Source organism: Kitasatospora sp. NPDC054939 (genome assembly GCF_053610105.1).
The window spans coordinates 14,568-38,358 of the sequence record NZ_JBSGXP010000052.1 but is presented as its reverse complement, the minus strand read 5'-3'; the positions used below and the strand labels follow the sequence as shown (position 1 = coordinate 38,358).

Sequence of the window (23,791 nt, the reverse complement as noted above, 5' to 3'; positions counted from 1 at the left end):
AGATGACCGTTCTCGACCACAGACACTCGGCAGCGGTACCGGGCTGGCTGCCCGGCGCCACCGCGCCGCGCAGCGACCCCGCTCCGCTGCTGCCCGACGCCTCCCCCGTGCGCGTCCTCGGCACCCCCGCCCTGGAGAAGTACGACCCCGCGCTGCTGCGCGAGCTGTACCGGCGCCTGGTCGTCGGACGCCGCTACAACCAGCAGGCCACCACCCTCACCAAGCAGGGCCGGCTCGCCGTCTACCCCGCCTCCACCGGCCAGGAGGCCTGCCAGGTCGCCGCCGCGCTGGCGCTCGGCGAGCACGACTGGCTGTTCCCCAGCTACCGCGACACCCTCGCCGTGGTCTCCCGGGGCGTCGACCCCCTGGAGGCGCTGACCCTGCTGCGCGGCAACGCCCACACCGGCTACGACCCGCAGGCCACCCGGACCGCGCCGCTCTGCACCCCGCTGGCCACCCAGGCCCCGCACGCCGTCGGACTGGCCCACGCCGCGCGGCTGGCCGGCGAGCCCGCCGTCGCGCTGGCCATGCTCGGCGACGGCGGCACCAGCGAGGGCGACTTCCACGAGGCGCTGAACTTCGCCGCCGTCCTGCGGGCCCCCGTGGTCTTCCTGGTGCAGAACAACGGCTACGCCATCTCCGTCCCGCTGACCGCGCAGTCCGCCGCGCCCAGCCTCGCCCACAAGGCCGTCGGCTACGGCATGCCCGGCCGGCTGGTCGACGGCAACGACGCCGCCGCCGTGCACGGCGTGCTGACCGAGGCCGTCGAACGGGCCCGCACCGGCGGCGGCCCCACCCTGGTCGAGGCGCTCACCTACCGGATCGAGGCGCACACCAACGCCGACGACGCCACCCGCTACCGCGACGACGACGAGGTCGCCGCCTGGCGCGAGCACGACCCGATCCTGCAGATGGAGCGGGCCCTGCGCGGACTCGGCGTGCTCGACGACGGGCTGGTCCGGGAGGCCGCCGACGAGGCCGAGGCGCTGGCCGCCCGGATGCGCGCCGAGTTCCACGCCGACCCCGAGCTCGACCCGATGGCGCTGTTCGCGCACGTCTACGCCGAGCCCACCCCGCAACTCCGTGAGCAGGCCGCCCAGCTGGCCGCCGAACTGGCCGCCGAGGCCGAGGTGCAGCACTGATGCCCGACACCGCCACCGCCGCCCCCGCGCGCACCGCCTCCATGGCGCAGGCGCTCAACTCCGCGCTGCGCGACGCCATGCGCGAGGACCCGGCCGTGCACGTCCTCGGCGAGGACGTCGGCGCCCTGGGCGGCGTCTTCCGCATCACCGACGGGCTGACCGCCGAGTTCGGCCCCGACCGCTGCCTGGACACCCCGCTGGCCGAGGCCGGCATCCTCGGCACCGCCATCGGCATGGCCATGTACGGGCTGCGCCCGGTGGTCGAGATGCAGTTCGACGCCTTCGCCTACCCGGCGCTGGAGCAACTCTTCTCGCACGTCGCCAAGATGCGCAACCGCACCGCGGGCCGGATGCCGCTGCCGATCACCGTCCGCATCCCGTACGGCGGCGGCATCGGCGGCGTCGAGCACCACAGCGACGCCTCCGAGGCGTACTACGCGAGCACCCCCGGCCTGCACGTGGTCACCCCCGCGACCGTCGGGGACGCCTACGGGCTGCTGCGGGCCTCGATCGCCTCCGACGACCCGGTGGTCTTCCTGGAGCCCAAGCGGCTGTACTGGGGCAAGGCGGGCTTCGACCCGGCCGCCCCGGTCGAGCCGATCGGCCGGGCGGTGCTGCGGCGCACCGGCCGCTCGGCGGTCCTGATCACCTACGGCCCCTCGCTGCCGGTCTGCCTGGAGGCGGCCGAGGCGGCGCAGGCCGAGGGCTGGGACCTCGCCGTGCTGGACCTGCGCAGCCTGGTCCCGTTCGACGACGAGACGGTCTGCTCGGTCGTCCGCTCGCTGGGCCGGGCCGTGGTGGTGCACGAGGCGAGCGGCTTCGGCGGCACCGGTGCGGAGGTCGCCGCCCGGATCACCGAGCGCTGCTTCCACCACCTGGCGGCGCCCGTGCTGCGGGTCACCGGCTTCGACATCCCGTACCCGCCGCCGATGCTGGAGCACCACCACCTGCCCGGGGTGGACCGGATCCTGGACGCGGTCGCCCGGCTGCAGTGGGAGGACTGAGGATGATGCCCGTCGTGCGCGAGTTCACCCTGCCCGACCTCGGTGAAGGACTCACCGGGGCGGAGGTGGTGCGCTGGATGGTCGAGGTCGGCGAAGTGATCGCCGTCGACCAGCCGGTGGTGGAAGTGGAGACCGCCAAGGCCGTGGTGGAGGTGCCCTGCCCGTACGGCGGGGTGGTGACCGCGAGGTTCGGCGAGCCCGGCGAGGAGATCGCGGTCGGCTCGGCGCTGGTCACCGTCGCGGTGGCGGCGGCCGAGGGGGCGGACGGCGGCGTCCTGCCGCAGGGGCCGGTCGAGGTGGAGCGCCCGCTGGTCGGCTACGGGGTCGCCGAGACGGCCCGTGGCGGCCGGCGGCGCCGGGTCGGCGCGCCCGCGGCTGCATCGGCGGCGGCTGCTCCCGCGGTGGCTGCTCCGGTGGTGGCCCCCGCTCCCGTGGCGGCTCGTTCGGCGGTGGCTGCTCCCGCGGTGGTGGCCCCGGCCGTGCTGCCGGTGATCTCGCCGCTAGTGCGGCGCTCGGCCCGGGAGCACGGGATCGACCTTGCGGCGCTGGCCGGCAGCGGCCCGGACGGGCTGATCATGCGGGCGGACGTCGAACGCGCGATCACCGCGAAGGCGGCCCCCGCCCCCGCCGTCGCCGCCCCGGCCGCCGCGGGCGAGGTCGTGCCGCTGCGCGGGCTGCGGAAGGCGGTGGCCGAGAAGCTGAGCCGCAGCCACCGCGAGATCCCCGCAGCGACCTGCTGGGTGGATGCGGACGCCACCGAACTGATGGCGCTGCGACGGCAGTTGAACACCGCACCAGGACCGAAGGTGAGCGTCCTGGCACTGCTGGCGCGGATCTGCACGGTCGCGCTGGCCCGCTTCCCGGAGCTCAACTCCAGTGTCACCGAGGACGGATCGGGCATCCGCCGGCACTCCGCGGTGCACCTGGGCTTCGCCGCCCAGGGCGAGCGCGGCCTGGTCGTCCCGGTCGTACGGGACGCGCAGGCCCTCACCACCGAGCAACTCGGCGAGGAGCTGGCCCGGTTGACCGGGTCGGCCCGGGACGGCTCGCTCTCGCCGGCCGAGCTGACCGGCGGCACCTTCACCCTGAACAACTACGGGGTGTTCGGGGTGGACGGCTCCACGCCGATCCTCAACCACCCGGAGGCGGCGATGCTCGGCGTCGGCCGGATCGTCGCCAAACCCTGGGTCCACCAGGGCGGGTTGGCGGTGCGCGAGGTGACCCAGCTGTCCTTCACCTTCGACCACCGGGTCTGCGACGGCGGTACGGCGGGCGGGTTCCTGCGGTTCGTCGCGGACTGCGTCGAGCAGCCGGGGATGCTGCTGCGGCAGCTCTGAGCCGTCTCGACGGTCGCCTTGGGTGGTGCCTGCGCCACGCAAGGCGACCGGAGGTCGGGCGAGAGTAGCGCGCGGAGGAGGTGGGTGTCCGGTCTTCGCGTGATTCGTCGGATGAGCAGTTCGGGCGTGCCAGGCTTCCGAGGCGTCACCAGAGACATGCCAGGTGGTGGCCGGGCCGACCGGAGGCGAAACGATTCTCTTGGGTACTCGACACGTTGCGGTGAAGTCACGCAGAACGCTTCTGGTCCGTACCGGGCACGGCTCGCCGGGGGTCTCGGCGGTGCCCGGTCCGTCGGACACCCCCGGGCTCCCGGACACCTCCGGACTCCGGCTGGTCACCCCGGAGCAGGCGATCGACCCGGAACCGGCCGCACTGCCGCCGATGCCCCCGGCGCTGCCCGCGGCCCCTCCGTTCGTACCCCCCGTGCCCACCGAGCCCCCCGCGGTCCCGGCGCCGCCGGCCCTCTTCGCGCCCCCGGCCGCCCCGCCGGCGCTGCCCGCCGCGGCTCCGGTCGCACCCGCCCCCGTCGCCCCGGTACCCGTCGCCCCCGTCGAGCCGCTGTTCGTCCGGGCCCCGGGCCTCAACTGGGCGGGCGAGGGAGACCAGTGGAGCCGGGCCTGGGCCCTGCAGACCCTCGCGGAGCAGCCCGCCGTCCCCGGGCCGGAGCCCGAACCCGGCCTCGGGCCCGGTCCCGCCCCGGTGCCCGGCCCCGCCGCGGAGTACGCGCCCGCCCCCGAGTACGCGTCGGCCCCGGAGTTCACCGGACCGCAGGCGGACGCCGAACTGCCGCCCACCGCCCGGGACATCGAGCTGATCCGGGCCAACCTGGCGGTCGTCGAACCGGTCGCCGACCGGGCCACCGCGCACTTCTACGCGCTGATCTTCCTGCACCACCCGGAGGTCCGGGCGCTGTTCCCCGCCGCCATGGACGTCCAGCGCGACCGCCTGTTCCGCTCCCTGCTGACGGCCGCCCGCAGCGCCCACGACCCGGACGGGCTCCGCCGCCACCTGGGCGCGCTCGGCCGCGGCCACCGCCGGTACGGCACCCTGACCGCCCACTACGGCCCGGTCGGCGCGTGCCTGGTGCAGGCGCTGGCCCGGTACTCCGGGACCCGCTGGGACGGCGAGACCGAACTGGCCTGGCGGCGGGTGTACCGGCTGGTCTCGTCGATCATGATCGAGGCCGCCGAGGAGGCCGCCCGCACCTCGCCGGCCTGGTGGCAGGCCGAGGTGGTGGCGCACCGGCTGCACACCCCGGACATCGCGGAGATCACCGTCCGCCCCGACCAGCCCTATCCGTACCGGGCCGGCCAGTACACCGGCGTGGAGACGCCGTGGTGGCCGCGGGTCTGGCGGCACTACTCCTTCGCCGGCGCGCCCCGCCCGGACGGTCTGCTGAGCTTCCAGGTCAAGGCCGTGCAGGCGGGCTGGGTGAGCAACGCGCTGGTGCACCGGGCCGCCCCCGGGGACGTGCTGCGGCTCGGCCCGGCGGCCGGGGCGATGACGGTCGACCACGCGGCCGGGACGGACCTGCTCTGCGTGGGCGGCGGCACCGGGATCGCCCCGATCGCGGCCCTGGTCGAGGAGGTCGCCGAGTACGGCGCGGCCGGCCGCACGGTGGAGGTGTTCTACGGGGCCCGGCAGGCGGCGGAGCTGTACCGGTTGGAGGCGCTGCGCGAACTCGCCCGGCGGCACCCCTGGCTCTCGGTGCGCCCGGTGCTGTCCGCCGAACGGCCGGGCGCGGGTGTGCTGGGCGGCGAACTGCCGGAGGTGCTGGGCCGGTTCGGTCCGTGGCGGGAGCGCGAGGCGTACCTCGGCGGGCCCGCCGCGATGGTCCGGCGCTCGGTGGGCGTGCTGCTGCGCGCCGGGGTGCCGCAGGAGCGCATCCGGCACGACCCGGTCGGCGACCTCGCCGCGGGTTGACGCGGGCCCGCGGGACACCCCGCCCGACGGCCTAGCCCTGGCCGAGGTCCGGGGCGAGCAGGGCGCGGACGCCCTCGATGTTGGCCGCGAGGTACGCCCGCAGGCTCGGCGGGACGACGTTGACCGAGGTGACGCCCTCCCGGGTGAAGGGCAGCCGGACCACCTCGTACTCGCCGTTGGGGTTCTCGATCTCGGGCCCGTGCCGGAGCGAGAGGTCCATGGAGACCAGCCGGCAGGCGAAGAAGTGCTGCACCTTGACCCCGTGCGGGTGCGCCGGGGTGCCGTCGTCGTGGTGGGTGCGGCTGACGGTGTCGACGAAGGCGGGCACCACGTCGGCCACCTTGCCGCCGAGTTCCTCGTCCACCTCGCGGTGGAGCGCCTCGACCACGGTGCGGTCGCCGGGCTCGACGCCGCCGCCGGGGGTCACCCAGTACGGATGGGTGGAGCCGGGGCGGACCCGGCGGATCAGCACGATGGAGGCGGGCTCGTTCGGGCGGTCCGGGTCGAACTCCAGCAGGATCGCGCGCGCGGTGCGTTTGACGACGGGGCGCGGCGGGGTGTTCATGACCACCTCCGGGACTGGAGCGTTGTGCGGGAGTCTCCCGCAGGCCGTTGCGGGTGAAACGCGGCATCGGCCGGGTGCGTCCGTCCGTGGGCAGGGCGCAGGGGCTGTGGATCTTCGATCGCGGCGATGACAGGGAGGTCGATCTTGCAACGATCCGAAGAGATGGTTGTATGCCTTCAAATCGAAGGATTTCCGGCCGTTGCAGCCGTGGGAGTGATTGCAGCCCCGCGCCGCCTGTGCTGCAATGGGCCGCTACCGGGCGATTCGGAGCTCTCCACTCCGTATGGCCGTTCGTGCGAGGACTCGGAGACGGCGCACCCCTGACAGCGAACCCCTGACAGCCGACCGCACGCCCGGGCGTCCCGCCGCCCCACGGCGCACCGGACCGGCAGAACGAGAGGTACTGGCGCAATGCAGCACAGCACGGTGCAGGGCCACCTGGTCATGAACCTCGTGGTGTCGGACGAGCTCTCCTTCCGCATCACGGTCGACGCGGAGTACGACCCCGCCGACCCGTACGCGGTGCGCTTCACCTTCCACCTGCCCGGCGACGCGCCGGTGACCTGGGTGTTCGCCCGGGAGCTGCTGCTCGACGGGATCGGCCGGCCGTCCGGCGAGGGGGACGTGCACATCCACCCGGTCGGCGCGGACCTCACCGAGGTCGCCATCGTGCTGCACTCCCCGGACGGCGACGCCCGGCTGCTCACCCAGGCCCCGCCGCTGGTGGCCTTCCTGGCGCGCACGGACCGGCTGGTGCCGGTGGGCCAGGAGGCCGCGACCGGAGACCTGGAGGCCGAGCTGGCCGTCATCCTCCGCGGCCGTGAGAACGCCGGCTGACGATCCGCGGCCGTGAGAACGCCGGCTGACGACGAAGAAGGGGCCCGGACCCGGTGGACGTACCGGATGCGGGCCCCCGTTCGCCCGGGGCACCGGGCGCGGGCCTCAGTCGTCGTCGCCGAAGGCCAGGTTGAGGCCCCAGGAGACCAGGCTGATGATCAGCGCGCCGAGCAGGGCGGGCCAGAAGCCGTCCACGTGGAAGTCCAGGCCGAGCCTGTCGGACGCCCAGGAGGTCAGCCAGAGCATCAAGGCGTTGATCACGAAGGTGATCAACCCCAGCGTGAGGACGAACAGCGGCAGCGAGAACAGCTTCACCACCGGCTTGATCAGCCAGTTCACCACCCCGAAGACCAGCGCCACGGCGACCACCGTGAGGGTCTTCTGCTTGACGTCGTCACCCGCGAGCGTGATGCCGGTGACGATCCAGGCGGCGACCCAGATGGCCGCCGCATTGCTCAGTGTCTTGATGACGAAACCCTTCATGGGGCCAGCGTCGCAGGCCGGTGGGGGTGGGGGAAGCTCTCGCGTCCGGCATGTTGGTCACGGTGGTGTTGAATGCCCCTGGACCTGACGCAGGAGGGGCGCACCGATGAAGCTGTTCCGGCTGGACGAACTCGACGCCGAACGGGCGGCCAACGACGGCGCGTACCTGCGCTTCCTGCGCGAGCCCCGGATGTCCGCCGGGCTCTACGCGCTCTCCCCCGGCGACACCGACCCGCAGAACACCCATGCCCAGGACGAGATCTACCAGGTGATCAGCGGCCGAGCCGAGCTGACCGTCGGCAACGAGACCGCCACCGTCGGCCGCGGCACCGTGGCGTACGTGCCCGCAGGGGTGCCGCACCGCTTCCACCACATCACCGAGGAGCTGCGGGTGCTGGTGGTCTTCTCCCCGCCGGAGGACTGACCCGCCGGAGGACCGACCGGCCCGCCGGCGCCCGCCGACCGCGGGTCGGACGGCCGGGCCGGTCCGCGCGGGCCGCCGGTTAGGGTCGGGGGCATGAGCCTGACGGAAGAACTCTGGGCCGGGATCGAGCCGGTCTACGCGGCGATCCTCGACCACCCCTTCATCGGCGGCCTCACCGACGGCACTCTGCCGCGCGAGGCCTTCCGCCACTTCGTCGTCCAGGACTCGCACTACCTGCGCGACTACGCCCGCGCACTCGCCGTCTGCGCCGCCAAGGCGCCCGGCGAGGAGGACGTGCGGGCCTTCGCCGACGACGCGGTCGGCGCGCTGGCCGCCGAGCAGGGCATGCACGCCGAGTTCATGACGGCCTTCGGCTCCGACGCCGAACGCGCCGCCGAGGAGCCGGTGCTGCCGACCACCCGCGCGTACACCAGCTACCTGCTGGCCACCGTGTACGGCGGCTCGTTCGCCGAGGCGGTCGGCGCGGTGCTGCCGTGCTACTGGATCTACGCCCGGGTCGGCGAGCAGCTGCTCGCCAAGTCCTCCCCGGACCCGCTGTACGCCAAGTGGATCGCCACCTACGGCGACGAGCCCTTCCAGGCGGTGGTGCGGCGCGTGCTGGCGCTGACCGACCGTCTCGGCGAGGAGATCTCCCCCGCCGAACGCCGCCGGGTCGTCGAGCACTTCACCACCACCTCGCGCTACGAGTGGATGTTCTGGGACGCCGCCTGGCGCGGCGAGACCTGGCCGGTCTGATCCACCCCGCGGCGGTCCCGGGGGTTCTCCCCGGGGTCGTCCCGGACGTCCGGCTCGGGGGTATCTCCGGGTTCTCTCCGGGCCGTTGCCGCTCCTCGGAGTGCCACCGCCGCCGTACGATCGAAGTGTCGAAATCGGACGGGATGCGGCAGCTGGAAGGCGGCAGACCCGAGGGGAGAGAGAAGGAACGGACATGGCCGACCTCTGGAAGTCGCTGCCCTCCTGGGTGCGCAACATCGTCGTCCCGATCGTGGTGCTGATCCTGGCGTGGAACCTGATCGGATTCGTCTTCGGGGTGGTCGGGGCGCTGCTGAGCCTGCTGATCAAGGTCCTGGTGGTGGTCGGCATCGGCGCTGTCGTGGTGATGCTGGTGAAGAAGGCCGCCAGGAACTGACCCGGCGCACCGACACCGGTGCACCGCACGCCGGACGCCCGTACCCCGCCGGGGGAGGTACGGGCGTCCGGCGTTCGTGCCTCAGGCGGCCGGTCGGCGCCGTTCAGTTCTCCGACCGCACCGGTCGGTTCTCCGACAGCACCCGGTCGAGGTCCCACCGGGGCGTCCAGCCCTGGGCGCGGGCCCGGCCGGTGTCCAGCACCATGCCGCGGCACAACTGGTCGACGGCGTACGGGGTGAGCCCGGGGATCCGGCCGCTGCGCGCGGCCAGCCGGGCCAGCGGGGCCGGCAGCCGGCCGACCCGGACCGGGACGCCGTACGCGGCGAGCACCCGGCGGACGGCGTCGTCCCGCTGGTAGGCGTGCGCGTCGGCGATGTTGTACGCGCCGGGCTCCCACGGCCGGTCCGCGGTCGCGCCCACCGCTGCCAGGCAGGCGTCGGCGAGGTTCTGTACCGCCGTGAGGCTCAGCGCGACGTCCCGGCCGGGCAGCAGCAGCACCCCGCCCCGGACCCGCTCGCGCAGCCGGGGGAGCAGGTGCGGATCGCCCGGTCCGTACACGGCGCGCGGGCGCAGGACGACGGCGCCGGCCGCGAGCGCGAGCCGTTCGCCGGCCGCCTTGGTGCGGCCGTACGCGTTGAGGTGCCCGCCCTCGGTGGGGTGGTCCTCGCGGACCGGTGCGCCGCCGACCCGGCGGGGGTCGTAGACGCTGGCGCTGCTGACCTGAACCACCGGCCGGCCGGCGGCGGCGCGCAGCAGGCGTTCGGTGCCGAGCACGTTGACGGCGTGGTGCCCGGCCTCGGCGGGGGAGCCGGGCCGCGGGTCGCCGACCGCCGCGGCGCAGTGCACCACCAGGTCGGCGCCGACGAGGTCGGGCTCGCCGGTGGTGGCGTCCCAGGGGATGTGCCGGCCGACCGGCCCGGGGCGGCGGCCCACGCAGAGCACGTCGAGGCCGAGGGCGTCGGCGGCGCGGGCGACGTGCGAGCCGCAGAAGCCGGCCGCGCCGGTGACGGCTATCCGCATGCCGGCCCGCCCTTCCGTACGGTGAGTTCGCGGTAGCCGGGCAACGCGGCCCTGCGGTCCACCCGGGCCCGGACGACCACCGGCCGGTACGGGGCCAGCGCCAGCAGGAGGTCGGCGAGTTGGGCGCGGGCCAGGGCGGCCCCGGGGCAACTGTGCGGGCCGGCGCCGAAGACGGCCTGGGCGTCGGCCGGGCCGGCCGGCCCGGTGCGGTGGGCGCCGGCGGCGTGCCGGGCCACCAGGATCAGCCGGTCGCCGGCCGCGACCGGGCAGCCGGCCACGGTGGCGTCCGCGGCGGCGGCCCGGGGGAGCAGCGGCGAGGGCGCGGTCAGCCGCAGGAGTTCGGCGGCCAGGGCGGAGGCGCCGGCCTCGTCGGCGGCGGACCAGAGTCCGGCGTCGGCACACCAGGCGGCGGCCCGGGGGAGGGCGGCCACCGTGGTGTTGACGGCGGCGACGGTGAGCATGGCGTCCAGCGGATCGGGGAGCAGTGCGGTGAGTGCGGTCGCGGCGCGGGTGTCGGTGCGGCCGAGCCGGGGGCCGGGGAGGTGGTCGCGGGCCGCGGCGGAGGCGGCGTCCGCGGCGGCCCGGGCGAGGTCGGCCGGGTCGGCCGGGCAGGTGGTCAGCGCGGCGGCCGTGACGCCCGCCAGCTCCCGTGCCAGCGCGACGAGTTCGAGGGTGCCGGTGGCGAGTCGGGGGATCCGTTCGGCGAGCACGGCCTGCCAGAGCGGGCGGAGCCGGGGCAGTGCGGCGGCTCCGAGGTCGGCGGCCAGGGCCCGGCGGGCGGCCCGGTGCTCGCTGCCGTCCTGGTCGAACAGCAGCCCCCCGGCGGTGAGTTCAGCGGCGGCGCCGCCGGTGGTGCCGGGTGCGGTGCGGTCCAGCGGGACCTTGGTGAGCACCTCGCGGTAGGCGTCCGGATCGTGCACCAGGACGGTCCGGCCGAGCCGCAGCACCGGGCGGCGGCGGGTGGCGCAGAGCAGCGCGAACAGCACCGGGTGGCTGCGCAGGTAGACCCGGCGGTCGCGGCGGCGGGCGGCCCGGGAGGCCGCGGCGGCGCTCACCTGGCCGGCTCCCCGGCCGGGACGGCGGGTTCGACCCCGGGCGGGTGCAGCACGGGTTCGTACGGACCGGGGCCGGGGTCTGGGCGGGGGTCGGTGCCGGTGCTCACGACGCCTCCCAGACCATCGTCATCAGGCTGACGCCGCCGCCCAGGCCGACCATCAGCACCTTGTCGCCCGGCTTCAACTCTGCGTGTATACGGTCGAGTTGGACGCCGATCGTGGCGCTGGCGACATTGCCGATCTCCGGCACGGTGAGCACCAGCTTCCCGCTCGGCACCCCGGTCAGCTCCACGAAGCGCTCCAGGTAGGGGACGGTCACCTGGTGCACCAGCACCCGGGCGTAGGCGTCCCATCCGAACCCGGTGCGGGCCGCCACCCGGGTCAGGATGTCGCCGCCGATCTTCTCGAACACCCCGCGCAACTCCTTGCCGCCGCCCCGGAAGTAGCTGTACTCGTCGCCGCGCGGATGGCGCGAGCCGCCGCCGGGTATGCCGCCGACCTCCCAGTGCTCGGAGGCGGTCTCGGTCTCGACGTCCAGGATCCCGCCGCGTTCGACGGCCTCCACCACGACGGCCGCGCCGGCGTCCCCGAAGGTGTACCCGGCGAAGCCGTCCCGGAAGTCCGCCAGGCCGCCCGGATCGCGCCGCATCGCCCGGCTCGGGGTCTCGCCGGTGACCACCAGGGCGCGCCGGGCCCGGCCGGCCAGGATCATCGCGCGGGCCAGGTCGATGCCGTTGAGGAAGCTGTTGCAGGCGTTGCTGACGTCCAACGCGTGCGCGCGGGAGCCGAGTTCGGCCTGGACGAGGTGGGCGGTGGCCGGTTCGCAGACGTCCCGGGTGGCGGAGGCGTACAGCAGCAGGTCGACGTCGAGGGGGCCGATGCCGCGGGCGTCCAGCGCCTTGCGGGCGGCGCAGACCGCCAGCGTGGAGGCGAACTCGCCGTCCGCCGCGAAGTGCCGGGTGACGATGCCGGTGGCCTTCTCGAACATCCGCTCCGGCAGCCGCAGTCCGCTGCCGGCGGTCACCTCCTCCTGGAGCCGGTCGGAGGTCAGGCGCCGGGCGGGCAGGTGGGAGCCGACGGCGGTGATGCCGATCCGGGCGGTGGCTGCAGGGTGCATGGACCCATGGTCGGGCATGGTCCCGGGGCGGCCGGGCCCGGGGCCGCCCGAGTACGGCTGGTCGGACGGGCGTTTGCGCCGTACCCGGCCGGCGGCCCCGCCCCGGACCGTGCCGTGGACCCCCTCTGGACCTGCGGCGATCGGCTCGCTACGGTGTTGGTCGTCATGCGCAGGCAACACCGCCTGCGGACACGGGAGCTCGGAGCACCGGGCTGAGAGGGCGCTGAACGGTACGTCGGTGTACGTACCGGCCGCTGCGTCGACCGCAGGAACCTGGACCGGGTAATGCCGGCGTAGGGAGTGAAGGTCTGATGACCTCTTTTGATGCACAGGACACGTCTGCCCCGAAGCCGGCCGCGGGCGGCTCGGCCGACGCGGTCACCAGCGCCGGCAGCGGCTACCCGACCCCCGCCTGGCGCAAGGCCTACCGCGAGGGCTCCCGCCCCGACCTGCGCGCCCCGTACCGCGAGGTCGTGCTCACCAACGGCCGGACCGTCCCGCTGTACGACACCTCCGGCCCGTACACCGACCCCGCCTACGAGCCCGACGTCCGCCGCGGGCTGCCGGCGCTGCGCGACGCGTGGATCCGCCAGCGCGGCGACGTCGAGGAGTACGACGGCCGCGAGGCCCGCCCCGAGGACGACGGGATCAAGCACACCTCGCCGCGCGGCGGGAACCTCCGCAACCTCGACGCGGTCTTCCCCGGCCGTCCGCGCCGCCCGCTGCGCGGTCGCGGCGGGGCCGCGGTCACCCAGCTCGGCTACGCCAAGCGCGGCATCGTCACGCCGGAGATGGAGTTCGTGGCCCTGCGCGAGGGCCTGGAGCCGGAGTTCGTGCGCAGCGAGGTGGCCCGCGGCCGGGCGGTCATCCCGGTCAACGTGAACCACCCCGAGGTGGAGCCGTCGATCATCGGCACCAACTTCCTGGTGAAGATCAACGCCAACATCGGCAACAGCGCCGTGACCTCCTCGATCGAGGAGGAGGTGGAGAAGATGACCTGGGCGACCCGCTGGGGCGCCGACACCGTCATGGACCTCTCCACCGGCCGCAACATCCACACCACCCGCGAGTGGATCCTGCGCAACTCCCCCGTGCCGATCGGCACCGTGCCGCTCTACCAGGCGCTGGAGAAGGTCGACGGCCGGGCCGAGGAGCTCAGCTGGGACGTCTACCGCGACACGATCATCGAGCAGTGCGAGCAGGGCGTCGACTACATGACCGTGCACGCCGGCGTGCTGCTGCGGTACGTGCCGATGACGGCCCGCCGCAAGACCGGCATCGTCTCGCGCGGCGGCTCGATCATGGCGGCCTGGTGCCTGGCGCACCACCAGGAGAACTTCCTCTACACCAACTTCGAGGAGCTCTGCGACATCCTCGCCGCCTACGACGTCACCTTCTCGCTCGGTGACGGCCTGCGGCCGGGGTCGATCGCGGACGCCAACGACGAGGCGCAGTTCGCCGAGCTGCAGACGCTGGGCGAGCTGGGCCGGATCGCCCGCGAGCGCGACGTCCAGGTGATGATCGAGGGCCCGGGCCACGTCCCGATGAACAAGATCAGGGAGAACATGGATCTCCAGAAGGAGATCTGCGACGAGGCGCCGTTCTACACCCTCGGCCCGTTGACCACCGACGTGGCGCCGGGCTACGACCACATCACCTCGGGCATCGGCGCCGCGATGATCGCCTGGTGGGGCACCGCGATGCTCTGCTACGTCACGCCCAAGGAGCACCTGGGCCTGCCCAACCGGGACGACGTCAAGACCGGCGTGATCACCTACAAGATCGCCGCCCACGCCGCCGACCTGGCCAAGGGCCACCCCGGTGCCCAGGCCTGGGACGACGCGCTCTCCGACGCGCGGTTCGAGTTCCGCTGGGAGGACCAGTTCAACCTGGCCCTCGACCCGGAGACCGCCCGCGACTTCCACGACGAGACGCTCCCGGCCGAGCCCGCCAAGACGGCGCACTTCTGCTCGATGTGCGGGCCGAAGTTCTGCTCGATGAAGATCTCGCAGAAGATCCGCGACGAGCACGGCGACGGTTCCACCGCGGTGGCCACGGCCTTCGACGCCGACGCCGTGGCGGGCATGGCCGAGAAGTCCGCCGAGTTCGCCGCCCAGGGCAACCGGGTCTACCTGCCGCTGGCGGACTGACGCCGGTTCTCGCAGACGGCGCCGCACCGGGAGGCAGGAGGGGGGTCTCCCGGCGCGGCGCTTCGGCGTAAGGGCCTGGCGTCGTGGGGGTTCCGTCGCCCATGAGTTGCTGCATTGTGCAGAAGATGCAGCTAGACTGCAGGTATGACAGCCCTGACCATCCGGGACGTCCCGGACGACCAGATCCAGACCCTGAAGGTTCGCGCGGCCCAGGCCGGCAAGTCGCTCCAGGCGTTCATGCAGGACCTGATTGCCAGGGAAGCGTCCAAGCCCACGATGGCGGAGATGATGGAGCGGCTGAATCGGGAGACGACCGCGAGCGTCAGCACAGCGGATGTTCTCGCTGCCATCGACGAGGGGCGAGCCGGACGTTGATCGTCATTGACTGCTCCGCTCTCGTCCTGGTCCTCACGGCCCAAGGTGCCGACGGAGAGCTCGTCCGCAGCCGGGTGGCCGAGGCGGGGGACGTGTATGCGCCCACCCTCCTGGATTACGAGATCCAGTCGGCCCTCCTCGGCATGCAGCGTGGCGGCAAGCTGACCGAGAAGGAGGTGGAGAGGGCGGTCGCCGCCTATCGGATGCTTCCCGTCGTCAAACGCGAGACGCTGCCCTTCTGGGATCGCGTGAGAAAGCTGCACGCCAACCTCAGCGCCTACGACTCCCAGTACGTCACTCTGGCGGAAGCCCTCGGAGTGCCGCTGATCACGAGCGACGCGAGGATCAAGCGCAGCGGTGCGACGAAGTGCGAGGTCGAAGTCTTTACCGCGAGCCATCCCTGACTGACGCAACTCTTCGCAGTGGTGCTCCTGTTGATGTTCTGCTCGATGTGCGGGCCGAAGTTCTGCTCGATGAAGATCTCGCAGAAGATCCGCGACGAGCACGGCGGCGGTTCCACCGCGGTGGCCACGGCCTTCGACGCCGACGCCGTGGCGGGCATGGCCGAGAAGTCCGCCGAGTTCGCCGCCCAGGGCAACCGGGTCTACCTGCCGCTGGCGGACTGACGCCGGGCTTGTCGATCGTGCTGCTCCGGGAGGAGGAGGGGGCTTCCCGGAGCAGCGCCGGACGGGTTGTGTGATCCGTCTCCGGAGAACCCCGCTGTCGCAGTCCCTGCGCAGCCGGAGGGCCGCCTGTTCCTGCGGTACGGCCGAGCCGGCCAGGACGAGGGCTGCCTGGTCTCCCCCGGTGGAGCAGGTGGCGGCGGCTCAGCTCCGGGCGCTGTCGTGCGGGTCCCGCTGGGGTGGCACCCGCGGCGTCGCGATGTCCTGCTCCTCGCCGGGCCGACGGGCGGGCGGGACCTCGAACCGGGCGCGCAGCGCCTCGGCTTCGGCCAGGGCCCGCGGGGACGGCGGACGCGGCGTGTTGCGTCGGCAGAACGGGGCGGCGGTGGGCGCCGCTGTCGGGCGCCGCTCCAGGACGGGGACGGCGCTGCTGCGCTCGACGATCGTCAGCCCGGCCCCTGCCGGGGCGAGCGGGTAGCGGGCGATGACGGCTCCGGCGGGTGTGGCGATGGACAGGTAGGGCTGGTCGAGACGCCGGCGGATCTCCACCTGGGCGCCGACCAGGTGATCCGGCATGGCGTAGAAGTTGCCGCGGAAGGGCGCCAGGCCCTGGGCGGTGATGGTGCGGCGGGCGCAGACGCGGGCCGGGAAGGGCACGGCGGGCAGTCCCCGGAGCGCTGCGGTGCCCGGGCCGCCGGCCGCCGGGTGCGCGTCGTCGGTGCTCCCGCACGAGGTGTCCAGGCGCGCGGCGAGCCGCGCCAGGCCGTCCTGGGCGTCCTGAAGGGTGGTGTCGTCCGTCACCGCGCGCCACCAGCGACGGAGGGCCTCGTCGAGGGTCCGGCGGGTGTACGAGCGGTGGTCGGTCGGCAGGCGGAACTCGACCCGCACGCCGTAGTGCCTGGCCACCTGCTGGAACGCCGGTGTCACCCGGTCGGTCCTCGGGCACCACACGGTCGGCGTCCGGCCGAACCGCCAGCACCCGGCGCTGCCGCCGAGCCGTCTCAGGACGAGGTCGACGGCTTCCACGAAGTGGGGCAGTTCCTGGTCCTCCGCCAACGCAGCGGACCAGCGGCCGATGCCGCTGCCGGCGCCCGTGCCGGTGAGCGAACCCAGTAGCAGGCACGTCCGGCTTCCGTAGCCCCAGCCCGCCGGCGGCTCGGGAAGCCGCAGCCAGTCGAACTCGACGGCCTCCTCGCTCCGTCGGGCGGTGGATCGGCTGATCGCGGCCGTGGTGGCGTCCTGGCACTGCTCGCAGGGCGGCCGCGCCTGGTGTCTTCGCAGGGCCCGGGTGAAGGTCGAGTAGCCGCCCGGGTAGCCCAGGTCGACGACCTCGCCGAAGAGGACGGTCGCGGCAAGGTGCGGGTCCTCCGCAAGGCGCTGGCGGCAGTACGGGAGGAACTGGAGGAAGCCGTCCTGGGAAGAAATTCGGAGGCCCGGGGTCCGCTCGCCGCGAAGGTAGGATCCCACCGTTTTTCGATCACGCCCGAGGTGTCGGGAGATCTTGATTATCGACCATCCTTGGCGATGAAGCCTGACTGCTTCCACATATTCCTTCCCGCTGAGCAAGAAGCCTCCCGACGTTGAATCCGGATCGACCCGTGTCGATGAATATGCCACGAGCAAGTCGGAAACATAGCACGTGGGGCGGCAGTTCAGGGAGAAGAAACGTTTCTCTTGCAATTGTTTTGCTGGGGATTTTTGGCGAGCAACGCCGGCAGTGAATATGGGATTACCCCCGCTCGACGGCTCCGGATACGTTCTGTAGTCGACGGAAAAAGACCCACCCCCCTGCGCCACCCCGGGTAATTTCATGGAGCGTCTACGGTATCGAATATGGAAGGACACCTGGATGTCGTAAATACGGGGCGCGCCGTTCCTCGTTGATGAACCCGTGACCTCACCATGCCTGCCCTACGCCTCGTCACCCCCCGTGCGGGAGCCGGTCGCCCCGCTCGGGAGGTGGCTCTTCGTCCCCGACCGCCACAACGCCGTGGGCGACGTGTCCACCGGCTACCTGTCGCGCAACGGCGAGCGTGTCGTCCTGTCGTACACCTCGCGCCCGTTGGCCGACTTCGCGCGGAAGATCAGTCAGTTGGAGAGCGACTTCGCCGCGCGGATCGACTCCCTGTTCCTCCCGGTCGAATCGTGAGGCCGCCGGTCGTGCCGAGGCCTCCGGCGCGGGCCCGGGCCGGTATCCGGATCGAGCCGCAGCCGGGCGACCGCGGGGGGAGCGTGCCGTGTACGACCGGGTGACCGAGCTGCTCGGTCCGTACGGGGGCGGCGGCTACGGCGAGCCGAACCACGACGTGTGGGTCACGCCCCGTGACCGTATCCACGAGGCGGTCCGTCCGACGGGCGACTGGTCCGACGACGGCTTCGCCTATGACCTCAGCTGCGGGTACGGCGACGCGCAGGTGTTCGGTCCCACCGTCACATCGGCCGGCGGCTGGGAGGACGGGACGGCGTTCGTTCCGCCTCCGCGTACGCCGGTCGACCCGCCCGGGCCGGCCAGGTCCGGCCGGCCGGACGGCCCGGCGGCCTCCCGGCATCGCCGACGGTCTCCCTTCCGCCCGGCCCGGCCCCAGCTGATCAGCTCGGTCTTCGGCGTACTGACGGCGGTGACGGTCGCCGCGGTCTGCGTGCTGGGCTGGGTGTTCTCCTACGACCCCTTGCGGGAAGCGGCGTTCTCGCACGTGCCGCGCGGGCTGTCGCAGGTGTGGCCGGCGGTCGTCTACGGGCCGTGGCTCGCGGGCTGCCTGTCGGTCCTGCGTGCCGTCCAGCACGGGCGCCAGCCGTTCCAGGCCTGGGTCGTGGTCGTACTGTTCTCCGGCCTCGCGGCCTGGCTGTGCATCGCCGACGCCTCCTGGACGCCGTCCGCCGTCATCGTCGCCGGGCTGCCCCCGCTCACCGGTGTCATCTCACTCCACCAACTGGTGCGCCAACTCACCGCCGCCCGGGGTGCGCGCCAGCGTCCGGACCGCCGGGCCGGGCACAAGTCGCCCCGGTGAAGCCGCGGTCACCGGCCGTGGGCCGGCGGCCGGGGCCGCCGGTGCTCCGGCGGGTTCAGCTCCCGGCGTCCTGCGGGTACCAGCGCAGCTCGACGGTGTTGCCGTCCGGGTCCTGGACGTAGAGCGAGGTGGCACGGCCGCGGGCGCCGAAGCGGGGGCCGGGGCCGTCCAGGACGGTGAAGACGCCGGAGTCGACGACCTCCTGCCAGTCCACCGGCTCGACGGTGAGGCAGATGTGGTCGACGTTGGAGCCGTTCCGCGGGCCGCTGGCGAGGTCGATGATGGTCTCCTCGTTGACCCGCACCGAGGGGAACCCGACCGTGCCGGCCCGCCACTCGTCGACCCGCACCGGGGCCAGCCCGAGCAGTCCGAGGTAGAACTCCAGGGAGCGCTCGACGTCCTCGACGTTCAGGACGAGGTGGTCGAAGGCCTTCACGCGCAGGGTGGTCATCTCGGGTTCCTTCCGTTCCGGGGCGTCGGCCGCCCGTTGGGCACCCCTCTACGATCCGTCGGACGGGAACCGCCATCAAGGCAAGATCGCCATAGGATCGTTGAGGGGTTCTCAACGATGAGGGGCGGCGCGGTGCTGGAACGGTTGGAGACCGAGATCTTCCTGACGCTGGCGGAGGAGCTGCACTTCGGCCGGACGGCCGAGCGGCTCGGCCTCACCACCGGCCGGGTGAGCCAGGTGGTCAAGCAGCTGGAGCGGCGGATCGGCGGCCCGCTGTTCGAGCGGACCAGCCGGACGGTGCGGCTCAGCCCGGTCGGCGCCCGGCTCGCCGAGGAGCTCGCCCCGCTGGTCGCCGGGATGGAGGCAGCCCTGCGCCGGGCGGCGGACGCCAGCCGCGGGGTGACCGGTGAGCTGCGGGTGGCCTTCCTCGGGGAGTGGACGGCGCCGGTGCTGCTGCGGGCGGTGGCGCTGTTCGGCGAGCGGCACCCGGACTGCCGGGTGGACGTCCGGGAGGTGCAGCTCTCCAACTCGCGGGCCAGTCTGGTGGACGGCTCGGTGGACGTCCTGGTGGCGTCCTACCCCTTCGACGGCATGGCCCGCGGGCCGGTGCTGCTGACCGAGAACCGGGTGCTGGCCGTGGCCGCCGGGCATCCGCTGGCCCGTGAGGAGTCGGTCTCGCTGGAGGTGCTCGCCGACCACCCGGTGGTGCAGTACCCGGCGGTGACCTCGGCGGCGTTCAAGCGGGACCGCACGCCCGACCGCACCCCGTCCGGGCGCCCGGTGCCCAAGGGGCCGTCCGGCGGGACGTTCTCCGAGATGCTGACGCTGGTCGCGATGGGCCGCGGCGTCCTGCCGGTCGGCGAGCACTCCCGGCAGTACTACCCGCGGCCGGACGTCGCCTACGTGCCGATCCACGACGCCCCGCCGATCGAGCGCGGGCCGGTCTGGCTGGAGGGCAACACCACGGCCCGGGTGCGCGAGTTCGTCCGGGCGGCGGCGGACGCCGCGCGGGGCTGAGCCGGCGCCGGGGCGGTGCGGGTGCTCCCGCCCGCCCCGGACGCGGCCGGTTCGACGCGGCCGACCGGTTCGACGGCAGCGGCTGTCGGCCGCCGGTCAGTTCACCGGCAGCCGCTGGACGAGCAGGCGCCCCTCCATGGTGACGCCGCCGTCCATGGCGACGGCCAGCTCGTCCGCGTAGACGTACGGGCCGGGGATCTGCGGCGGCGCGCCGTCGTCGTTGTGGACCGCGCCGGTGAGGTACGGGATCGGGCTGTGCCCGTGCACCACGCGCGAGCCGCCGTAGGTGTCGAGCAGCTCGTGGACGGCGGTCGGGCCGGCGTCGCCGCGGAAGGCGAAGCGCTTGGTGAAGCTGCGGAAGCAGTCCCACCACGCGTCCACGCCCTCGTCGGCGAGCAGGCTGTGGACGGCGTCGTTGACCTCGGCGATGGACTCGCCGTACTCCAGGTACGCGGTGGTGTCGGAGTGCAGCAGCAGGTGGCCGTCCTCCAGCGCGAGCGCGGGCAGCCGGGAGAGCCAGCTGACGTGGTGCGCCTCCAGCCGGTCCAGGTCGTGCTGCTGGCCGCCGTTGAGCCGCCAGGCGGCCAGGAAGGAGGCGGTGCCGGCGGTGGACTGGACGGGCTCGTCGCCGTACCGGGAGGCGCCGAGGAAGAGCAGTTCGTGATTGCCCATCAGGGCCCGGCAGTAGCCGCCCGCCGCGGCGGCCTCGGCGGCGAGCTGCATGACCAGGTCGATGACGCCGATGCCGTCCGGGCCGCGGTCGGTGAAGTCGCCGAGGAACCAGATCCGGGAGCGGCCGGCCGACCAGTGTCCTTCGGCGTCGATCAGACCCTGGTGGCGCAGTTCGGTGAGCAGCTCGTCCAGGTAGCCGTGGACGTCGCCGACGACGTACAGCGGGCCGGGCGGCTCGCCGGGGCCGGGCGCCGGGTACGGGAAGGCCGGGGCGGGCTCGGCGAAGGGCGGGGCGAGCTCGATGGTCGGCGGGTCGTCCGTGCGGTGCGCGGGCGAGGGGTGGTCGACCAGGGTCGGCTCGTAGCCGGGGTGGGTCTCGTGCTGGGCGTGCGCCGGGTGCGGGGCGTGGCCCGGATGGGCGTCGTGCGGGTGGAGCCCGTCGTGGCCGGGGTGGTGGCCGCCGAGCGCGTGGTCGGCGGCCGCGTGCTCGCCGTGCGCGTGCCCGGCGTGCGGCCAGTGCTGTTCGAGGTACCGGGCGCCGCCGTAGCCGATGTACGTCTCGGATTCGTACGCCGTGCCGGCGTACCCGGTGGGCTCCGGGTCGTAGTAGGTGCCGTACGGCAGCACATCGAGGTCCGGCTGGTGGCGTGGGCCTGAGTCCGGGTGTTCAGGCCCGGGGAAGCGGTCCTCGGGTGTCATTCGCCCATCATAGGAAGACCACTCTCCCGGCGTCGTCACCTGGTGGGTATCCAATCCTCCGGAGCGTCAGCCGGGCGGCCCCTCAGGTCCGTTTTGCCCCGGCTCGGGATGGTTGGTCGGCCGGGCTGGCGGCCCGGGGCCGGTCGGAGGGCCCCTACACCTCGCCCGGCGGGCGGGGCGGGCTGACCGTGGTGCGCGGGCTGCGCCGCTGCGAGGAGGCGCGGACGATCAGCTCGGTGGGCATCAGGGTGCCGGGCGGCGGGCCCGTCCCGGCGGTGCGGAAGCGGGGCGGGAAGAGCCGGGCGATGTCGACGCCGGTGCCCGAGTCGACTCCCTCGATGGCGTCGATCAGCAGGTTGACGACGGTGGTGCCGATCCGGCGGGGCTTGAGCGACAGCGTGGTGATCGGCGGCTCGGTGCAGGCGTAGACGTCGCTCTCGCTGCAGCAGACCAGCAGCAGGTCGTCGGGCACCCGCAGGCCGTACCGGCGGGCGGCGGCGAGCAGGTCGGTGCCGTTGGGGTCGAACAGGCCGTAGACCGCGTCGGGGCGGTCCGGCCGGGCGAGCAGCCGGTCGGCGGCGACCGCCCCGGCGGCCGGGTCGTGCGCCGGGTACGCCTCGTAGACGGGCTCCTGGCCGACTTTGGTGCACCAGCCGAGGTAGGCGTCGGTGGAGAGCCGGGTGTAGGTGTCGGTGCTGGTGCCGGTGAGCAGGCCGATCCGGCGGGCGCCGGCCTCGGAGAGGTGGTCGAGGATGCCGAGGACGGCCGCCTCGTGGTCGTTGTCGACCCAGGCGGTGACCGGGCAGTTGCCCGGCTTCCCGTCGCTGACCACCGGCACGCCGGACCGGTACAGCTCGCTGACCAGCGGGTCCTGGTCGGGCGGGTCGATCACCACGGTGCCGTCCAGGGCGATGTTGCCCCAGACGTCGTGGCGGGAGGAGGCGGGCAGCACGACGAGCGCGTAGCCGCGGCCGAGTGCGGCGCTGGTGGCGGCGCGGGCCATTTCGGCGAAGTACGCGAACTCGGTGAAGGTGAACGGTTCCTCGCCGTAGGTGGTGACGGTCAGCCCGATCAGGCCGGACCGTCCGGTGCGGAGGGTGCGGGCGGCGGCCGAGGGGCGGTAGCCGAGGCGCTCGGCGACCTCGCGGACCCGGCTTCTGGTCTCGTCGGGCAGGCGGCCCTTCCCGTTCAGCGCGTCCGAGACGGTGGTGATCGACACTCCGGCGGCTGCTGCCACATCCCGGATGCCGGCCCGCTCCAGACGCCGTGAGGTCGTGGGTCGCCGACCGCTCTGGTTGGCTGCTGCTGTCATGGCGGACCGATCGTATGGCTCCTGACAGCTCTCTGTGACCGGCGCATCGGGAGCCCTAGAAGATACGTTTCTCCACGAGTGAGCCCGGGCGCGCCCCTTCGATACCCGTCTGAAATCGGCCGTCTTACCTCTGACATGTGCCAAAGGAACCCGGCAGAATGGCTGATCTGCACCCGTAACCCGACCGGGCATCTCACTCCTACGGGTGAGGCCGGTCGGTATCGTTCGTGCCACCCGACCGGGGTGGTCCGGGGTGCGCCGTGTTCTCGGGGGCGGCGGCGATCCCGTACGTACCGGGAATCAGCATTCACAGAAGGAGCAAGGTCGTGACTGGTACGGCAGCGCAGGGCCCCCGGCTGAGGGCGACCCTGGACGGCATCCCCACCTACAAGCCGGGCAAGCCGGCCGGTGCGGACGCCTACAAGCTCTCCTCCAACGAGAACCCGTACGACCCGCTGCCCGGCGTGCTGGACGCCGCGGTCGCCGCGGCCGGCTCGTTCAACCGCTACCCCGACATGGCCGTCGGCGGGCTCACCGCCGAGCTGGCCGAGCGCTTCGGGGTCCCCGCCGAGCACATCGCCACCGGCACCGGCTCGGTCGGCGTCGCCCAGTCGCTGATCCTCGCCACGGCCGGCCCCGGCGACGAGGTCATCTTCGCCTGGCGCTCCTTCGAGGCGTACCCGATCATCACCCAGGTCGCCGGCGCGACCCCCGTCCCGGTGCCGCTCACCGCGACCGAGGACCACGACCTCGACGCGATGCTCGCAGCGATCACCGAGCGGACCCGGCTGATCTTCGTCTGCAACCCCAACAACCCCACCGGCAACGCCATCCACCGGGCCGAGCTGGAGCGCTTCCTGGACGCCGTGCCGAGCGACATCCTGGTCGTCGTCGACGAGGCGTACATCGAGTTCATCCGCGACGCCGAGGTGCCCAACGGCATCGACCTCTACCGCGACCGCCCCAACGTCTGCGTGCTGCGCACCTTCTCCAAGGCGTACGGCCTGGCGGGCCTGCGGGTCGGCTTCGCGATCGCCCACGAGCCGGTCGCCACCGCGCTGCGCAAGACCGCCGTGCCGTTCGGCGTCAGCCAGCTCGCCCAGGACGCCGCGGTCGCCTCGCTGCGCGCCGAGGACGCCCTGCTGGTCCGCGTCGAGTCGCTGGTCGAGGAGCGCACCCGGGTCCTCGACGGCCTGCGCGCCCAGGGCTGGAACCCCACCGACTCGCAGGCCAACTTCGTCTGGCTGCGCCTGGGCGAGCGCACCGCCGACTTCGCCGCCGCCTGCGCGGAGGCCGGCGTCGTGGTCCGCCCGTTCGCCGGCGAGGGCGTCCGCGTCTCCATCGGCGAGACCGCGGGCAACTCGATCTTCCTCGCGGTGGCCGAGGCCTTCCGCAAGGAGCTGGACGCCTGACCCGCTAGGCCCT

The 23,791-nt window shown here is 73.5% G+C and carries 24 protein-coding genes and 1 pseudogene; 16 read left to right on the top strand and 9 right to left on the bottom strand.

All coding sequences use genetic code 11. From position 1 onward, the window contains the following. Window positions 1-2: 2 nt before the first annotated feature. From pdhA to ACWGB8_RS17110, 4 genes are all read left to right on the top strand, one after another. Entirely contained in the window at window positions 3-1,142 is a 1,140-nt protein-coding gene (gene pdhA, locus ACWGB8_RS17125) for a pyruvate dehydrogenase (acetyl-transferring) E1 component subunit alpha (protein WP_452214299.1), read from the top strand. Continuing rightward, window positions 1,142-2,146, top strand: coding sequence for an alpha-ketoacid dehydrogenase subunit beta (locus ACWGB8_RS17120; protein WP_452214298.1), 1,005 nt, complete (start codon window positions 1,142-1,144; stop codon window positions 2,144-2,146). The genes pdhA and ACWGB8_RS17120 overlap by 1 nt, the downstream gene beginning before the upstream one ends. A gap of 5 nt (window positions 2,147-2,151) precedes the next feature. Beyond that, window positions 2,152-3,483 (top strand): dihydrolipoamide acetyltransferase family protein, encoded by a 1,332-nt coding sequence (locus ACWGB8_RS17115; RefSeq protein WP_452214313.1) that lies wholly within the window; start codon window positions 2,152-2,154, stop codon window positions 3,481-3,483. 220 nt (window positions 3,484-3,703) lie between these two features. Then, entirely contained in the window at window positions 3,704-5,407 is a 1,704-nt protein-coding gene (locus tag ACWGB8_RS17110; RefSeq protein WP_452214297.1) for a globin domain-containing protein, read from the top strand. 31 nt (window positions 5,408-5,438) lie between these two features. On the opposite strand, the gene ACWGB8_RS17105 is transcribed toward ACWGB8_RS17110, so the two are convergent. Continuing rightward, window positions 5,439-5,972: an NUDIX domain-containing protein gene (locus ACWGB8_RS17105; RefSeq protein WP_452214296.1), complete on the bottom strand. Its 534-nt coding sequence runs from the start codon at window positions 5,970-5,972 to the stop codon at window positions 5,439-5,441. Window positions 5,973-6,383: 411 nt separating this feature from the next. Here ACWGB8_RS17105 and ACWGB8_RS17100 point away from each other — a divergent pair, with 411 nt between their 5' ends. Next, the gene (locus tag ACWGB8_RS17100; RefSeq protein ID WP_452214295.1) at window positions 6,384-6,809 is read left to right on the top strand and encodes an SsgA family sporulation/cell division regulator; all 426 of its coding nucleotides are present in this window, start codon (window positions 6,384-6,386) and stop codon (window positions 6,807-6,809) included. A gap of 105 nt (window positions 6,810-6,914) precedes the next feature. Here ACWGB8_RS17100 and ACWGB8_RS17095 read toward each other — a convergent pair whose 3' ends face one another. After that, window positions 6,915-7,292, bottom strand: coding sequence for a phage holin family protein (locus ACWGB8_RS17095; RefSeq protein ID WP_452214294.1), 378 nt, complete (start codon window positions 7,290-7,292; stop codon window positions 6,915-6,917). 106 nt (window positions 7,293-7,398) lie between these two features. On the opposite strand from ACWGB8_RS17095, the gene ACWGB8_RS17090 reads away from it, so the two are divergent. The 3 genes from ACWGB8_RS17090 to ACWGB8_RS17080 all read left to right on the top strand — a co-directional run bounded on the left by ACWGB8_RS17090 (window position 7,399) and on the right by ACWGB8_RS17080 (window position 8,866). Beyond that, the gene (locus ACWGB8_RS17090) at window positions 7,399-7,716 is read left to right on the top strand and encodes a cupin domain-containing protein (RefSeq protein ID WP_452214293.1); all 318 of its coding nucleotides are present in this window, start codon (window positions 7,399-7,401) and stop codon (window positions 7,714-7,716) included. Window positions 7,717-7,809: 93 nt separating this feature from the next. Further along, entirely contained in the window at window positions 7,810-8,472 is a 663-nt protein-coding gene (tenA, locus tag ACWGB8_RS17085) for a thiaminase II (protein WP_452214292.1), read from the top strand. A 193-nt stretch (window positions 8,473-8,665) separates the two neighbouring features. Next, entirely contained in the window at window positions 8,666-8,866 is a 201-nt protein-coding gene (locus ACWGB8_RS17080; RefSeq protein ID WP_452214291.1) for a DUF5326 family protein, read from the top strand. Window positions 8,867-8,969: 103 nt separating this feature from the next. Here ACWGB8_RS17080 and ACWGB8_RS17075 read toward each other — a convergent pair whose 3' ends face one another. The 3 genes from ACWGB8_RS17075 to ACWGB8_RS17065 all read right to left on the bottom strand — a co-directional run bounded on the left by ACWGB8_RS17075 (window position 8,970) and on the right by ACWGB8_RS17065 (window position 12,059). After that, window positions 8,970-9,887 carry an NAD-dependent epimerase/dehydratase family protein gene (locus ACWGB8_RS17075; protein ID WP_452214290.1) on the bottom strand — a complete coding sequence of 306 codons (918 nt, stop codon included), beginning with the start codon at window positions 9,885-9,887 and terminating at the stop codon, window positions 8,970-8,972. Then, window positions 9,878-10,942, bottom strand: a complete 1,065-nt coding sequence (locus ACWGB8_RS17070) for a cytochrome P450 (RefSeq protein ID WP_452214289.1) — start codon at window positions 10,940-10,942, stop codon at window positions 9,878-9,880. The genes ACWGB8_RS17075 and ACWGB8_RS17070 overlap by 10 nt, the downstream gene beginning before the upstream one ends. Window positions 10,943-11,045: 103 nt before the next feature. After that, window positions 11,046-12,059, bottom strand: a complete 1,014-nt coding sequence (locus ACWGB8_RS17065; protein ID WP_452214288.1) for a 3-oxoacyl-ACP synthase III family protein — start codon at window positions 12,057-12,059, stop codon at window positions 11,046-11,048. Between the two features lie 311 nt (window positions 12,060-12,370). Between ACWGB8_RS17065 and thiC the strand changes: the two genes are divergently transcribed. From thiC to ACWGB8_RS17045, 4 genes and pseudogenes are all read left to right on the top strand, one after another. Next, a complete protein-coding gene (thiC, locus tag ACWGB8_RS17060; protein WP_452214287.1) occupies window positions 12,371-14,209 on the top strand; it encodes a phosphomethylpyrimidine synthase ThiC in 1,839 nt (612 codons plus the stop codon). Between the two features lie 144 nt (window positions 14,210-14,353). Next, on the top strand, window positions 14,354-14,584 hold the full coding sequence (locus tag ACWGB8_RS17055; protein ID WP_452214286.1) for a FitA-like ribbon-helix-helix domain-containing protein: 231 nt from the start codon (window positions 14,354-14,356) through the stop codon (window positions 14,582-14,584). Continuing rightward, window positions 14,581-14,988: a type II toxin-antitoxin system VapC family toxin gene (locus ACWGB8_RS17050; protein WP_452214285.1), complete on the top strand. Its 408-nt coding sequence runs from the start codon at window positions 14,581-14,583 to the stop codon at window positions 14,986-14,988. Before ACWGB8_RS17055 ends, ACWGB8_RS17050 begins: the two co-directional genes overlap by 4 nt. A 36-nt stretch (window positions 14,989-15,024) precedes the next feature. Next, window positions 15,025-15,210: pseudogene (locus ACWGB8_RS17045) on the top strand (phosphomethylpyrimidine synthase ThiC); the annotation flags it as partial. Window positions 15,211-15,411: 201 nt separating this feature from the next. Here ACWGB8_RS17045 and ACWGB8_RS17040 read toward each other — a convergent pair. Further along, window positions 15,412-16,674 carry an IS21 family transposase gene (locus ACWGB8_RS17040; RefSeq protein WP_452214284.1) on the bottom strand — a complete coding sequence of 421 codons (1,263 nt, stop codon included), beginning with the start codon at window positions 16,672-16,674 and terminating at the stop codon, window positions 15,412-15,414. 424 nt (window positions 16,675-17,098) lie between these two features. Here ACWGB8_RS17040 and ACWGB8_RS17035 point away from each other — a divergent pair, with 424 nt between their 5' ends. Together ACWGB8_RS17035 and ACWGB8_RS17030 are read left to right on the top strand one after the other, a co-directional pair. After that, window positions 17,099-17,356 carry a hypothetical protein gene (locus ACWGB8_RS17035; protein WP_452214283.1) on the top strand — a complete coding sequence of 86 codons (258 nt, stop codon included), beginning with the start codon at window positions 17,099-17,101 and terminating at the stop codon, window positions 17,354-17,356. 88 nt (window positions 17,357-17,444) lie between these two features. Beyond that, entirely contained in the window at window positions 17,445-18,215 is a 771-nt protein-coding gene (locus tag ACWGB8_RS17030; protein ID WP_452214282.1) for a DUF2637 domain-containing protein, read from the top strand. Window positions 18,216-18,270: 55 nt separating this feature from the next. Here ACWGB8_RS17030 and ACWGB8_RS17025 read toward each other — a convergent pair whose 3' ends face one another. Further along, complete coding sequence (locus ACWGB8_RS17025) at window positions 18,271-18,666, bottom strand: VOC family protein (protein WP_452214281.1); 396 nt, start codon at window positions 18,664-18,666, stop codon at window positions 18,271-18,273. 117 nt (window positions 18,667-18,783) lie between these two features. Here ACWGB8_RS17025 and ACWGB8_RS17020 point away from each other — a divergent pair, with 117 nt between their 5' ends. Then, window positions 18,784-19,683, top strand: coding sequence for a LysR family transcriptional regulator (locus tag ACWGB8_RS17020; RefSeq protein ID WP_452214280.1), 900 nt, complete (start codon window positions 18,784-18,786; stop codon window positions 19,681-19,683). A gap of 96 nt (window positions 19,684-19,779) precedes the next feature. Here ACWGB8_RS17020 and ACWGB8_RS17015 read toward each other — a convergent pair whose 3' ends face one another. Next, the gene (locus ACWGB8_RS17015) at window positions 19,780-21,054 is read right to left on the bottom strand and encodes a metallophosphoesterase (RefSeq protein ID WP_452214279.1); all 1,275 of its coding nucleotides are present in this window, start codon (window positions 21,052-21,054) and stop codon (window positions 19,780-19,782) included. 154 nt (window positions 21,055-21,208) lie between these two features. Beyond that, on the bottom strand, window positions 21,209-22,366 hold the full coding sequence (locus ACWGB8_RS17010; protein ID WP_452214278.1) for a LacI family DNA-binding transcriptional regulator: 1,158 nt from the start codon (window positions 22,364-22,366) through the stop codon (window positions 21,209-21,211). Between the two features lie 326 nt (window positions 22,367-22,692). On the opposite strand from ACWGB8_RS17010, the gene hisC reads away from it, so the two are divergent. After that, the gene (gene hisC, locus ACWGB8_RS17005) at window positions 22,693-23,778 is read left to right on the top strand and encodes a histidinol-phosphate transaminase (protein WP_452214277.1); all 1,086 of its coding nucleotides are present in this window, start codon (window positions 22,693-22,695) and stop codon (window positions 23,776-23,778) included. Window positions 23,779-23,791 lie beyond the last annotated feature (13 nt).